The 14,167-nt window shown below is 68.8% G+C and carries 11 protein-coding genes; 8 read left to right on the forward strand and 3 right to left on the reverse strand.

Annotated elements, in window-relative coordinates:
* Positions 1-6: 6 nt before the first annotated feature.
* Positions 7-516 (reverse strand): pullulanase, encoded by a 510-nt coding sequence (locus ACIUM1_RS14165; RefSeq protein WP_406813322.1) that lies wholly within the window; start codon positions 514-516, stop codon positions 7-9.
* Positions 517-540: 24 nt separating this feature from the next.
* A complete protein-coding gene (locus ACIUM1_RS14170) occupies positions 541-1,983 on the reverse strand; it encodes a CCA tRNA nucleotidyltransferase (RefSeq protein ID WP_406813323.1) in 1,443 nt (480 codons plus the stop codon).
* A 241-nt stretch (positions 1,984-2,224) separates the two neighbouring features.
* On the opposite strand from ACIUM1_RS14170, the gene ACIUM1_RS14175 reads away from it, so the two are divergent.
* The 8 genes from ACIUM1_RS14175 (at position 2,225) to ACIUM1_RS14210 (ending at position 13,311) form a co-directional block, all read left to right on the forward strand.
* Positions 2,225-2,959: an NUDIX hydrolase gene (locus tag ACIUM1_RS14175; protein WP_406813324.1), complete on the forward strand. Its 735-nt coding sequence runs from the start codon at positions 2,225-2,227 to the stop codon at positions 2,957-2,959.
* On the forward strand, positions 2,956-5,364 hold the full coding sequence (locus ACIUM1_RS14180) for a hypothetical protein (RefSeq protein WP_406813325.1): 2,409 nt from the start codon (positions 2,956-2,958) through the stop codon (positions 5,362-5,364). The genes ACIUM1_RS14175 and ACIUM1_RS14180 overlap by 4 nt, the downstream gene beginning before the upstream one ends.
* Entirely contained in the window at positions 5,361-9,002 is a 3,642-nt protein-coding gene (locus ACIUM1_RS14185) for a lipid II flippase MurJ (protein ID WP_406813326.1), read from the forward strand. Before ACIUM1_RS14180 ends, ACIUM1_RS14185 begins: the two co-directional genes overlap by 4 nt.
* 79 nt (positions 9,003-9,081) lie before the next feature.
* Positions 9,082-9,669 carry an RNA polymerase sigma factor SigM gene (gene sigM / locus ACIUM1_RS14190; protein ID WP_406813327.1) on the forward strand — a complete coding sequence of 196 codons (588 nt, stop codon included), beginning with the start codon at positions 9,082-9,084 and terminating at the stop codon, positions 9,667-9,669.
* 71 nt (positions 9,670-9,740) lie between these two features.
* Positions 9,741-10,511 carry a hypothetical protein gene (locus tag ACIUM1_RS14195; RefSeq protein ID WP_406813328.1) on the forward strand — a complete coding sequence of 257 codons (771 nt, stop codon included), beginning with the start codon at positions 9,741-9,743 and terminating at the stop codon, positions 10,509-10,511.
* Between the two features lie 93 nt (positions 10,512-10,604).
* Positions 10,605-11,615, forward strand: a complete 1,011-nt coding sequence (gene trxB / locus ACIUM1_RS14200) for a thioredoxin-disulfide reductase (RefSeq protein ID WP_406813329.1) — start codon at positions 10,605-10,607, stop codon at positions 11,613-11,615.
* Positions 11,612-11,965, forward strand: a complete 354-nt coding sequence (gene trxA / locus ACIUM1_RS14205; RefSeq protein ID WP_406813330.1) for a thioredoxin — start codon at positions 11,612-11,614, stop codon at positions 11,963-11,965. Before trxB ends, trxA begins: the two co-directional genes overlap by 4 nt.
* Positions 11,966-12,090: 125 nt before the next feature.
* Positions 12,091-13,311, forward strand: a complete 1,221-nt coding sequence (locus tag ACIUM1_RS14210) for an N-acetylmuramoyl-L-alanine amidase (protein WP_406813331.1) — start codon at positions 12,091-12,093, stop codon at positions 13,309-13,311.
* Here ACIUM1_RS14210 and ACIUM1_RS14215 read toward each other — a convergent pair.
* Positions 13,308-14,072, reverse strand: a complete 765-nt coding sequence (locus ACIUM1_RS14215) for an acetyltransferase (RefSeq protein WP_406813332.1) — start codon at positions 14,070-14,072, stop codon at positions 13,308-13,310. The genes ACIUM1_RS14210 and ACIUM1_RS14215 overlap by 4 nt on opposite strands.
* Positions 14,073-14,167: the final 95 nt, after the last annotated feature.

Raw genomic sequence — 14,167 nt, forward strand, 5'->3', positions numbered from 1 at the left:
CCGTCCTCAGAGCGCGCTCGCGCCGTCAGCCAGGCCGTCGCCGTCCGAATCGGTCAGCCGGACATCCCATTTGCCGTCGCCGTCAGTGTCGACGTATCCGGTCACACCGTTTTCGTCAGAGCGCAGCACCCGGTCGGCCAGCCCGTTGCCATCGGTATCGACAAGACGGGCATCCGCGCGCCCATGGCCGTCGAAGTCGACCAACGGACCGCCGGTGTGCTCGACGCCATCCAGGCCGAACCAGCGCAGTTGGCCGCCCCGGTCCGTCGCCACCGCCCACGTTCCGGAACCGTCGTCGGTGAAATACGCCTCGGGACTGCCGTCGTTGTCGAGGTCCAGCACGACGTGGTCGACGAGACCGTCGCCGTCGAGATCCGCGAGTGCGTCGTCACGCAGCCCGTCGTGGTCGAAATCGAGCCCGATCGATTCGAAGCGGCCGTCGTGGTCCAAGTCGAGATCGGGTTGCCCATGCCACATGGCGGCCGCACCGTCGTCGCCGGCCAAACAGTAATCCATGCGTATTCGGACGCGTGCCTACCGCTACTCGTTCCCCCGAGATTCCCACCACGCCAACAACTCCGCGGTCGCCTCGTCGCGGTCCAGCGGGCCGCGCTCCAACCGCAGCTCCTTGAGGAATCGCCACGCCTCACCGACTTGCGGGCCGGCCGGGATGCCGAGCAGCTGCATGATCTGGTTGCCGTCCAAATCGGGGCGCACGCGGGCGAGGTCTTCTTGGGCGGCCAGTTCGGCGATGCGCTCCTCCAGCCGGTCATAGCTGGCCTGCAGCCGCGCGGCCCGCCGCTTGTTGCGGGTGGTGCAGTCGGCTCGCACCAGCTTGTGCAGCCGGGGCAGCAGCGGGCCGGCATCGGTGACGTAGCGGCGCACCGCGGAATCCGTCCACTTGCCGTCGCCGTAGCCGTGAAACCGCAGATGCAAATACACCAGTTGCGAGATGTCCTCGACCATTTGCTTGGAATACTTCAACGCCCGCAACCGCTTTCGGGCCATCTTGGCGCCGACGACCTCGTGGTGGTGAAAACTCACCCCGCCGTTGGGTTCGTGGCGGCGCGTGGCGGGCTTGCCGATGTCGTGCAGCAGCGCGGCCCAGCGCAGCACCAGGTCCGGGCCGTCGTCTTCCAAGGCGATCGCCTGGCGGAGCACGGTCAGCGAATGTTGATAGACGTCCTTGTGTTGGTGGTGTTCGTCGATGGCCATCTGCATGCCGCCGACCTCGGGCAGCACCACATCGCCCATGCCGGTCTGCACCAACAGATCGATGCCGGCCGTCGGGTCGTCGCCGAGCAGCAGTTTGTCCAGCTCGGTGGCCACCCGTTCGGCGCTGATTCGGGACAGCTGCGGGGCCATCCGGTCGATCGCCTCGCGCACCCGCGGCGCGACACCGAAGCCGAGCTGCGAAACGAACCGCGCCGCGCGCAGCATCCGTAACGGGTCGTCGCCGAAGGACACCTCGGGCGCGGCGGGAGTGTCCAGCACCCGCGCGCGTAGTGCCGCCAGGCCGCCCAGGGGGTCGAGGAATTCGCCCGGGCCCTCCGGCGTGATGCGCACGGCCATCGCGTTGGCCGTGAAGTCCCGGCGCACCAGATCGTCTTCGAGGCGATCGCCGAAGCGCACTTCGGGGTTGCGGGACACCTGGTCGTAGGTGTCGGCGCGAAAGGTGGTGATCTCGAGGCGGTGATCGCCCTTGCCGACGCCCACGGTGCCGAATTCGATCCCGGTGTCCCACAGGTTGTCGGCCCACCGCCGCAGGATTTGTTGCACCTGCTCGGGGCGCGCGTCGGTGGTGAAATCCAGGTCGGGACTCAATCTGCCCAACAATGCATCCCGTACCGAACCGCCGACGAGGTAGAGCTCGTGGCCGGCGGCGTCGAACGCGGAGCCGAGCTCGGCCAGCATGGGTGCATGGCGATTCAGGGCGACCGCGGCGGCGGTCAGCAGTTCGGCATCCTGGGCGACGTCTGGCACGTTCGATCAGCCTAGTCGGCCGTAGACGAAAAGCCCCCGTGAGGAGCCCCGCACGTCATCGCCGGGGAATGCTGCTGGGCACCCTGTCGGGTCCACTCTCATTGCTCATCTTCATCCCCGGCTTCGTCATCGCCCGGGCGGTCGGCCCGCTCTGAAGCGACGCATTCCGCCGCGACGTCGAGCACTCACCCAGCGGCGAGTATCTCCGGGAGAACATGCCGTGCCAGCTACTATCGCTTGGGTGTCGGACGGCGAACAAGGCAAACCGCGTCGGCGCCGGGGACGGCGCCGGGGCCGTGGCGCCGCGTCTCCGTCCGAGAACCAGACCGCCGGTCAAGTGACCGGTGACTCGACGGCCACCAAATCGCGCCGGTCCCGCGCGTCTCGCCGCGAGCCGGACCAGCTGCGCACCGTCCACGAGACCTCGGCCGGCGGGTTGGTCATCGACGGTCTCGACGGACCGCGCGAATCGCAGGTCGCCGGCCTGATCGGACGCATTGACCGGCGCGGGCGGATGCTGTGGTCGCTGCCCAAAGGACACATCGAACTCGGTGAGACCGCCGAGCAGACCGCCATTAGAGAAGTAGCCGAAGAGACCGGCATCCGGGGCAGCGTGCTGGCCGCATTGGGCCGCATCGACTATTGGTTTGTCACCGACGGCCGTCGGGTGCACAAGACCGTGCACCACTATCTGATGCGTTTCTCCGGGGGCGAACTATCCGACGACGACCTCGAGGTCGCCGAGGTGGCCTGGGTGCCGATGAAGGAATTACCGTCCCGGCTTGCCTACGCCGACGAGCGCCGCCTGGCCCGGGTGGCCGACGAGCTCATCGACAAGCTGCAAAGCGACGGTCCGGCCGCGCTTCCGCCGCTGCCGCCCACCTCGCCGCGCCGCCGCCCGCAGACGCACTCGCGGACTCGGCATTCTGACAAACCGGCCGCCAGCCGGAAGAACGGCCACGGACCGGGGCCGTGACAGCTCCGCGTCTGCGTTGGGCCGGCCCGGCGCGCATCGCCGCCGTGCTTGCCATCGTGGCCGTACTCGCGGTACTCACCGGGCCGGTGATGCCGCCCGCGGCCGCGGGCGAGCCCGGGGTGACGCCGTTTGTCCGGGTCCGCATCGATCAAGTCACCCCGGACGTCGTCACCACGACCAGTCCGCCCGTCGTGACCGTCAGCGGCATGGTGACCAACATCGGCGACCGTCCGGTCCGCGATGTCATGGTCCGCCTCGAGCACGCCGGCGCGGTCACCGCCTCCGCGGGGTTGCGCACCACGCTGGACGGCGACACCGACGGGTACCAGGCCGCCGCGGACTTCCTCACGGTGGCGCCCGAACTGCAGCGCGGGCAGGAAGTCGGCTTCACCCTGTCGGCCCCGCTGCGGGCATTGGCCAAGCCCTCGCTGGGCGTGGAAAAACCCGGCATCTACCCCGTCCTGGTCAACGTGAACGGCACCCCCGACTACGGCGCGCCCGCCCGGCTGGACAATGCGCGATTCCTGCTGCCCGTCATCGGGGTGCCGCCCGACCGCGCCGACGACATCGGCTCCACCGTCGCACCCGACACCTCTAAACCGGTGCTGATCACCATGCTGTGGCCGCTGGCCGACCGGCCCAGGCTCGCTCCCGGCGTGCCGGGGGGAACCATTCCGGTGCGGCTGGTGGACGACGACCTGGCCACCTCACTGGCCAGCGGCGGACGGCTCGACATCCTGCTGGCCTCGGCCGAAGTCGCCACCAGTCACGACGTCGACCCGGACGGTGCCATCGGCCGCGCGCTGTGTCTTGCCATCGACCCGGATCTGCTGGTCACCGTCAACGCGATGACCGCCGGCTATGTCGTGTCCAACTCCCCCGACGGCCCGGCGCAGCTGCCCGGCACCCCCACCCACCCCGGCGCCGGGCAGGCCACCGCGGTCGAATGGCTGAACCGCCTGCGGGCGCTGGCGCACCGCACCTGCGTGGCCCCGCTCCCCTACGCGCAAGCCGACCTCGATGCCCTGCAGCGCGTCAACGATCCCGGCCTGAGCGCCATCGCCACCACGAGCGCCAACGGCATCATCGACAAGATCCTGGACGTCTCCTCTGTCCGCGGCGCCACGCTGCTGCCCGACGGCCCGCTGACCAGCCGCGCGGTCAAGTTGCTCAACGCCAACGACAACACGGTCGCGATCGCCGCGGCCAACCTGTCGGCCGCCGAGGCGCAGGACTCCTCTGAGACCGCCGTCGACACCGCGCCCCGGCGGTTATCCCCACAGGTGACGGTCGCGCCGTTCGACCCGGCCGTCGGCGCCGCGCTGGCCGGAGCGGGAGCGACCCCCGAGGCACCGACCTACCTGGATCCGTCGCTGACGGTTCGACTGGGACACGATTCGGCGACCGCGCGCCGCCAGGACGCCCTGGGTTCGATCTTCTGGCATGCGCTCCGCCGTGACGACCCGCGCACCCAGGTCCTGGTCCCCCCGACGACGTGGAGCCTCCAAGCCGACGATGCGCAAGTCATCTTGACCGCGCTGACCACCACCATCCGCTCCGGTTTGGCGGTACCGCGCCCGCTGCCGGCGGTCATTGCCGAGGCCAACCAGGCTCCGCCAGCCCGCACAGACCCTTCGGAAGGCGTCCGGTCCTACAGCTCCGCTCGCGGCCAGTTCAGCGACGACGTCACCGCCGGCATCGCCGGGCAGGTCGGCCGGCTGTGGGGGTTGACGTCATCGTTGATGACCGACGACCGCACCGGCCTGACCGGCGTCCAGTACACCGCGCCGCTGCGCGAAGACATGCTGCGCGCGCTGAGCCAGTCCGAATCGCCGGACACCCGCAACGGGTTAGCCCAGCAGCGGCTGGCGGTGGTCGGAAAGACAATCAACGACCTGTTCGGCGCCGTGACGATCGTCAACCCGGGCGGCTCCTACACTCTGGCCACCGAGCACAGCCCGCTGCCGCTGGCGCTGCACAACGGGCTGGCCGTCCCGATCCGGGTGCGGCTGCATGTCGACGCGCCGCCGGGCATGAACGTCACCGACGTCGGTCAGATCGAACTGCCGCCGGGTTACCTGCCGTTGCGTATCCCGATCGAGGTGAACTTCACCCAACGCGTCGCCGTCGACGTCACCCTGCGCACCCCGGATGGTCTGCGGCTGGGCGAGCCGGTGCGGCTCTCGGTGCATTCCAACGCCTACGGCAAAGTCCTGTTCGCGATCACGCTGTCGGCCGCCGCTGTGCTGGTCCTACTGGCCGGCCGCCGGCTCTGGCACCGATTCCGCGGCCAGCCCGACCCCGCCGACCTGGATCGCCCCGACCCGCCCGATGCCCGGCATGCCGCTGAAGCCCGCCGGGGCGAGGACGCCGACCAGCCGGTCGAACAAGAGCACAGCGTATGACCCCCGCCTATCGGCAGGCCCAACCACACCACCGCCCGCCCACGCCGCGGCATCCCCGGGTGACGGGCTCACCGCCCACCGGTCCGCTGCCGCCCGTCGCGGCCGAGATCGACCGTCGACGACCCGAGCTGTCCGACGCCGCGCTGGTATCCCGGTCGTGGGGGATGGCGTTCGCCACGTTGATCAGCCGGCTGACCGGCTTCGCCCGCGTGGTGCTGCTGGCCGCAATCCTGGGGGCCGCGTTGTCCAGCGCGTTCTCGGTGGCCAACCAGTTGCCCAACCTCGTGGCGGCGCTGGTGCTGGAGGCGACCTTCACCGCGATCTTCGTGCCGGTGCTGGCGCGCGCCGAGCAGAGCGATCCCGACGGCGGCGCGGCGTTCGTGCGTCGCCTGGTCACCTTGACCACGGCGCTGCTGGTCTTCGCCACCGCGCTGTCGGTCGTAGCCGCCCCGCTGCTGGTGCGGCTGATGCTGGGCCGCCACCCACAGGTCAACGAGCCGCTGACCATCGCGTTCGCCTACCTGCTACTCCCCCAGGTCCTCGCCTACGGGCTGACGTCGGTGTTCATGGCAATCCTGAACACCCGCAACGTATTTGGCCCCACGGCGTGGGCGCCGGTCCTCAACAATGTCGTCGCACTGGTCACGCTGGCGGTCTACGCGCTGGTTCCCGGTGAGCTGTCGGTCGATCCCGTCCGGATGGGCAACGCCAAGCTGCTGGTGCTCGCCGTCGGCACCACGCTGGGTGTGTTCGCCCAAACCGGGCTGCTGCTGGTGGCGCTGCGACGCCAGCGCGTCGACCTGCGCCCCCTGTGGGGAATCGACCAGCGGCTCAAGCGTTTCGGCACCATGGCCGCCGCAATGGTGCTCTACGTGCTGATCAGCCAGCTCGGCCTGGTGGTCGGCAACCAGATCGCCAGCAGCGCGGCGGCGTCCGGCCCCGCGATCTACAACTACACCTGGCTGGTCCTGATGCTGCCGTTCGGCATGATCGGCGTGACGGTGCTGACCGTGGTGATGCCGCGGCTGAGCCGCAACGCCGCCGCCGACGACACCGCGGCCGTGCTCGGCGACCTGTCGCTGGCCACCCGGTTGACCTTGATCACGCTGATCCCGATCGTGGCCTTCATGACGGTCGGCGGTCCCGCGATGGGCAGCGCCCTGTTCGCCTACGGCCATTTCGGGAACGTCGACGCCGGATATCTGGGTGCCGCGATCACCCTCTCGGCCTTCACGCTGATCCCCTACGGCCTGGTGCTCCTGCAGCTGCGGGTGTTCTACGCACGTGAGCAGCCGTGGACGCCGATCGTCATCATCCTCGTCATCACGGCCGTCAAGATCCTGGGCTCGGTGCTGGCCCCGCACCTCACCGGCGACCCCAAGCTGGTGGCGGGCTATCTGGGGCTGGCCAACGGGGCCGGATTTCTGGCCGGCGCGGTCATCGGCTACGTGCTGCTGCGCCGCACCCTGCTGCCCGCCGGCGGCCACCTGGTCGGTGTCGGCGAGATCCGAACGATCCTGGTGACGCTCACCGCGTCCATGCTGGCCGGCTTGATCGCCCACGTGGTCGACCGGCTGCTCGGGCTGGACGGACTCACCGAGCACGGTGGCGCCGGTTCCCTGCTCCGCCTGTTCGTGCTGGGGCTGATCATGCTGCCGATCACGGCCGCCGTCATGCTGCGCGCTCAGGTACCCGAGGCGCGGGCCGCGCTGGACGCCCTCCGCTACCGCATCACGGGCCGCGGACCGCGCCCGCGCCAACCGCGTGCCAAGGATGGATCGTCCCACCGGCGCCCGGTCACGTACCCTGAGCAGAGGAATTCGTCCCCGCCTGGGGTAAGTGCGGTCCAGGAGCCGATCCGGCGCAGGCCTCCGGAGCGGGCAAACCGAGCCCGGCTAGCGAAAGGACCGGAGGTGACCGACCGCCCGATGGAGAGCGCAGCCCCCAGCGCTGGGCCTAACGCAGGCTCCGGTACTCCGCAGCCGCGGCCGGTCGCCGACGACTTCCAGCCCGACATTCCCGCCGACGCCGCACGGCGGTCCGCCCCTCGGCCGTCCGACCAGGCCGACGGCGACCCCGCGGGTGACCCCCGCCGCACCACGACCCCGTTCGAGGCGCCGCGCGAGCGTCCCGCGGACTCCGGCGGCGACGACGTGCACCTGGTGCCGGGCGCCCGTATCGCCGGCGGCCGGTACCGCCTGCTGGTGTTCCATGGCGGCGCCCCACCGCTGCAGTTCTGGCAGGCGCTGGACACCGCGCTGGACCGGCAGGTGGCGCTGACCTTCGTCGACCCCGACGGTGCCCTGCCGGAAGAGGTTCTTCAGGAGATCCTGTCGCGCACCCTGCGGCTGAGCCGCATCGACAAACCCGGCATCGCCCGGGTGCTCGACGTCGTGCACACCGGCTCCGGCGGCCTGGTGGTCTCCGAGTGGATCCGGGGCGGTTCGTTGCAGGAGGTGGCGGACACCGCACCCTCGCCGGTGGGCGCCGTGCGGGCCATGCAGTCGCTGGCCGCCGCCGCCGACGCGGCCCACCGCGCCGGCGTCGCCCTGTCGATCGACCACCCCAGCCGGGTCCGGGTCAGCATCGAAGGCGACGTCGTCCTGGCCTACCCGGCGACCATGCCCGACGCCAATCCCCAAGACGACATCCGTGGCATCGGCGCCGCGCTGTACGCGCTGCTGGTCAATCGGTGGCCGATCCTGGAAAGCGGGGTGCGCAGCGGCCTCGCGGCGGCCGAACGCGACGCCTCGGGCAACCCGGTCGAGCCCATGTCGGTGGACCGCGACATCCCCTTCCAGATCTCCGCGGTCGCCGTCCGAGCGGTTCAGGAAGACGGCGGAATACGCAGCGCCTCAACGCTTTTGAACCTGCTCCAGCAGGCCACCGCGGTCGCTGACCGCACCGAGGTGCTCGGTCCGATCGACGACTCGCCCTCGCCGTCGGCGGCCCTGCTCTCGCCCGGTCAGGAACAGGAAACCTTCGCGCGCCGCCGGCGCAACGTGCTCATCGGCGTCGGCGCCGGCCTTGCCGTCATCGTGGTCGCCCTGCTGGTGCTGGCGTCGATCGTGAGCAAGATCTTCGGCAACGTCGGCGGTGGTCTCAACAAGGATGAGCTCGGGCTGAACGGCCCCTCGTCGTCGTCGTCCGCGTCGGCGGAGTCGAGCGCCCCGCCCGCGGCCGCGGGCAGCGTCGTCAAACCCACCAAGGCGACGGTCTTCTCCCCCGACGGCGACCCCGACAACGCGGGCACGGCCGGACAGGCCATCGACGGCGATCCCTCGACGGCCTGGGCCACCGAGGTGTACACCGACGCCGTCCCCTTCCCCAGTTTCAAGCAGGGCGAGGGGTTGATCTTGCAGCTGCCCAGCCCGACCGTGGTGGGCCAGGTCAGCATCGACACCCCCAGCAGCGGAACCAAGGTCGAGATCCGCGCGGCATCCTCGCCGACGCCGTCCAGCCTCAACGACACCACGGTGCTGGCCCCCGCCTTCACATTGAAGCCCGGCCACAACGTGATCCCGGTCAAAGCCGGCTCGCCGACGTCGAATCTGCTGGTGTGGATCTCCACGCTGGGATCCACCAACGGCAAGAGCCAAGCGGGCTTTTCGGAGATCACCGTCCAGGCCGCGTCCTGATCTACGACCCGTTTCACACACTCACATAAGGCATTCGGAGTGAAGTGCCGCGCCATACGCGATTGGTTAATGTCCGGCCGTGGGCTTCGGGACAAACGCCGAGTACGAGCGCAGCGACGCCGAGCTGCTGGCAGCGCATGTGGCCGGCGACCGTTACGCCTTCGGCGAGCTGTTTCGTCGTCACCAGCGGCATCTGCACCGACTTGCCCGGCTTACCACCCGCACCCCCGAGGATGCAGAAGACGCGCTGCAAGACGCCATGCTGTCGGCGCACCGCGGCGCCGGGGCGTTTCGGCATGACGCCGCCGTCGGCAGCTGGCTGCACCGCATCGTCGTCAACGCCTGCCTGGACCGGCTACGCCGCACCAAGGCCCACCCGACCGTGCCGCTGGAAGACATCTATCCGGTGGCCGATCGCACGGCTCAGGTGGAGACCACGATGGCGGTGCAGCGCGCCTTGATGCGGCTTCCCGTCGAGCAACGGGCCGCGGTGGTGGCCGTCGACATGCAGGGTTACTCGGTGGCTGACACCGCCCGCCTGCTCGGCGTCGCCGAAGGCACGATCAAAAGCCGCTGTGCGCGCGGCCGGGTTCGGCTCGCCGAGCTGCTGGGCTACCTCAACGCCGGCGCGCACGCCCTGCCCGACGGCGCCGCCGGCCCGGCCTGACCGCCCGACAGGCAGGCGCGCCCGCAGGCCGTGCGTGGCCATCCGTGCGTGCATGACGGACACTGGGTCCGATGAGTGCAGCGGACAAGGATGCGGCGGACGACCGCCCCGCGGGATCAGACCCACCGCTGACCGTCGAACTGCTGGCCGACCTGCAAGCCGGCATCCTCGACGACGAGGCCGCCGCCCGCGTCCGCAGCCAAGTCCGCGCCGACCCGCACGCCGCCGGCGTGCTGAATGCCTTGAACCGGGTTCGCCGCGACGTCGCCGCCGTCGGCGCCGACCCGAACGCGGCACCCGAGCCTCCCCCGGAGCTGACCGGCCGAATTGTTGCGGCGCTGCGCTCGGCGGATCCCCCTTCCGTGGATGCGGCCCGAACGGCCGATCACTCCGCCCGCCCACACACCCGTCCCGCCCGCACCATCGCCGCGATCGCCGGTCTGGGCGCGGTGCTGGCCGCGATCGGGTTCGGCACGGTCGCGCTTTTGCATGCCCCCCAACCCACCCCGGACACCCCCGGCGACGTTGAGCACATCACCGTGTCGACGCCGCCGATGCGGATCCCGCTTTCGCAGCACGAAATCCTTGGCCTGCTGGGCCGCAGTCCCGATTACGGCGCGCTGAGCGACCCGGCCCGGCGCGCCTCCTGCCTGACCGGCCTCGGCTATCCCGCGTCCACGCAGGTCCTGGGAGCGCGCCAGGTCGAAATCAATGCCCGCCCCGGCGTCGTTCTGGTCATACCCGGCGACAGCCCCCACGTCCTGGATGTGTTCGCGGTCTCCCCCAACTGCAGCGCCGCCGATACCGGACTGTTGGCCAATACCCAGGTCAACCGCCCCTGATGTGGTGCCATGGGTGGTGCGACACAGCCGGGAACAGCGGTGCCTACGCTGGCGTTTACACAGATCCAGAGACGAATCGCTTGAAAGGTTTTCATGACCGCCGACACGGTTCACGATGTGATCGTTATTGGTTCGGGTCCTGCGGGGTATACCGCGGCGTTGTATGCGGCGCGGGCGCAGTTGGCGCCGGTGGTGTTTGAGGGGACGGCGTTTGGTGGGGCGTTGATGACGACCACCGAGGTGGAGAATTTCCCGGGTTTTCGTGATGGGATCACGGGTCCGGAGTTGATGGATCAGATGCGTGAGCAGGCGTTGCGGTTTGGTGCGGATCTGCGGATGGAAGACGTCGAAGCGGTGTCGCTGCAGGGTCCGGTCAAGTCGGTGACCACGGCCGAGGGTTCCACGGTGCGGGCGCGGGCGGTGATCTTGGCGATGGGTGCGGCGGCGCGGTATTTGGGGGTGCCTGGGGAGCAGGAGTTGCTGGGCCGGGGGGTGTCGTCGTGTGCGACCTGTGATGGGTTCTTTTTCAAGGATCAAGACATCGCGGTGGTCGGTGGTGGGGACTCGGCGATGGAGGAGGCCACGTTTTTGACCCGGTTTGCCCGCAGCGTGACCTTGGTGCATCGGCGAGACGAGTTTCGGGCGTCGCGGATCATGCTGGAGCGTGCGAAGGCCAACGACAAGATCACGATTTTGACTAATAAGGCGGTCGAGGCGGTCGAGGGTGAGCAGACGGTGACGGGTTTGCGGTTGCGTGACACGCGCACCGGTGAGGTCTCGACGTTGCCGGTGACCGGGGTGTTCGTGGCGATCGGGCATGATCCGCGCTCGGAGTTGGTGCGTGACGTGCTTGAGACCGATCCCGACGGTTATGTGCTGGTCCAGGGCCGCACCACGGCCACCTCGATCGATGGGGTGTTTGCCGCCGGGGATTTGGTGGATCGCACCTACCGCCAAGCCGTCACCGCCGCCGGCAGCGGTTGCGCGGCCGCCATCGACGCCGAACGCTGGCTCACCGACAACGAAGACTCCAGCGCCGCCGCACAGGGCGATGCCACCGAATTTCCGGGCAGTACCGACACATTGATTGGAGCACCACAATGACCGACGCCGAAAAAGCCGGTGCCACAATAGAAGTCTCCGACGCGTCCTTCTCCACCGACGTGTTGTCCAGCAATAAGCCTGTGCTGGTTGACTTTTGGGCGACGTGGTGCGGTCCCTGCAAGATGGTGGCGCCGGTCCTCGAGGAGATCGCCAGCGAGCGAGGCGAACAACTCACGGTCGCCAAGCTCGACGTGGATGCCAACCCCGAAACCGCGCAGAACTTCCAGGTTGTCTCCATCCCCACCCTGATCTTGTTCAAAGACGGGCAGCCGGTGAAGCGGATTGTCGGCGCGAAGGGCAAGGCGGCGCTACTGCGCGAGCTCTCGGATGCGGTTCCCAACCTCAGCTGATCGTCAATAACAGCACCGCACCACGCCCCGCGCATGGCCTGGGGTTTTCCCGAATTCGCGAAGCGTCTGCGACAATACGGTTAGCTGTTGCCCAGCTTGTCAGTTAGTCCCGGAGGGCCCTTGGTATGTCGAGTCCGCGCCGCGAATACGGCGACGCGCTGCGCTGTGGTGACCGCAGCGCAGCTGTGACCGAGATCCGGGCAACGCTGGCCACATTAGGCCTGCTGGCCGGCTCCGAGGAAGATCTCAACACCGGGCGGCAGGTGGCGCTCGAAGTTTTCGACGCCGAACTCGACCAGGCGGTGCGTGCCTTCCAGCAATATCGCGGTCTACTGGTGGACGGCATCGTCGGCGAGGCCACCTATCGGGCGCTCAAAGAGGCGTCCTACCGGCTGGGTGCCCGCACGCTCTATCACCAATTCGGTGCCCCGCTGTTCGGCGATGACGTTGCCACGTTGCAGGCGCGGCTGCAGGATCTCGGGTTCTACACCGGCTTGGTCGACGGATACTTCGGGCTGCAGACCCACAACGCGTTGATGTCGTATCAGCGCGAGTACGGGCTGTCCGCCGACGGTATCTGTGGCCCGGAAACGTTGCGCTCCTTTCACTTCCTGAGTTCTCGGGTGACCGGCGGGTCTCCGCACGCGCTGCGCGAGGAAGAGCTGGTTCGCTCATCCGGTCCAAAGTTGTCGGGCAAGCGGATCATCATCGATCCGGGCCGCGGCGGCCCGGACCACGGCGCGATCATGCAGGGGCCCTCGGGACCGGTCAGCGAAGCAGATGTGTTGTGGGACTTGGCCAGCCGGCTCGAAGGGCGAATGGCCGCGATCGGCATGGAAACCTTCCTGTCGCGACCGGTCAACCGCAGCCCCCTCGACGCCGAACGCGCCGCCACCGCCAACAACGTCGGCGCTGACCTGATGATCAGCCTGCGCTGCGAAAGCCAGGCCAGCCCCGCCGCCAATGGGGTGGCCTCCTTCCACTTTGGAAACTCGCACGGTTCGGTCTCCACCATCGGGCGTAATCTTGCCGACTTCATTCAGCGAGAAGTGGTGGCACGCACTGGTTTACGGGACTGCCGCACACACGGCCGGACGTGGGATCTGCTGCGTCTGACCCGGATGCCCACGGTCCAGGTCGATGTCGGCTACATCACCAACCCGCGGGACCGCTCGATGCTGGTCTCGACCCAGACCCGTGACGCCATCGCCGAGGGAATCCTCGCCGCGGTCAAGCGGCTCTACTTGCTGGGCAAGAACGACCGGCCCACTGGGACATTCACTTTCGCTGAGTTGCTGGCCCACGAACTGTCGGTGGAGCGCACCAGCCAACTCGGCGGCTCCTAGCCACTCGCCTGACCACCCCGGGTGGTTTTCAACGCATTCGCTGTCGTAGACCCGGCGCCGACCGGCTGCTCCAGATGCGCGTTCTCCAGCAGGCGCTCCAGGGCCGCTTCCACTTCGGCCTTCCACCCGAGGCCCTTGTCGAGCTCCAGTCGCAGCCGCGGGAAGTACGTATGTGGCGCCACCACAACGAATCCCGCGTCTTTCAGAAATTCCGCGTCCATCACGCAATGGTCCACCGAGCAATCGCCGACGGCTTCCAGTACCGGGCGCACATCGGGGCCGACCAGGTGGGGGTCCTGCAATTCCGAAGCCGCCGGGGTGCGGCCGAACGCTTCGAGCGCGCGCACACCGCGCCGCACCAGTTCGTCGATGACCCGGGCGATCAAGCCGTGCGGCAGGTCCTCGGCGGTTGGCCCGGGTTCGATGCCCATCGACGTCAACATCACGGCATCGGCAGACACCGGCCCGGTCGGGAACCGCTGCGCGCGCGGCACCGCCCGCGGCGGGGCGTAGAAGACGTAGCCCAGGCACGGCGGCTCGGCTTGGCTTCGCTCGTCGGGGACTGCGGTGGCAACTTGTCCGCAGGACCCCCACTCCAGCATCACCATCGACAGCCAGGCTTCTTTTTCGAATTCGGGGTCGGCAAGGTGATCCTGATTACCGAGGGTCGCCGGATCGACCTCCCAATAGACGCACCGGCGTGCGTGCTTGGGAAGCTGCTCGAATGCCTCGAGCCGTAGCGGCATGATTCGAGCGGACACTAGCCTCCTGGCTCCTGTGCGGTACTGCAGCCATCTGCACCGGCAACCCCTCCAGGATAGGAGAGGTGGTCGCGATCAAGCCAGCTTTAACCTGG

This window comes from Mycobacterium sp. M23085 (assembly GCF_045343915.1).
In the GTDB taxonomy this organism is placed as follows: Bacteria; Actinomycetota; Actinomycetes; order Mycobacteriales; family Mycobacteriaceae; genus Mycobacterium.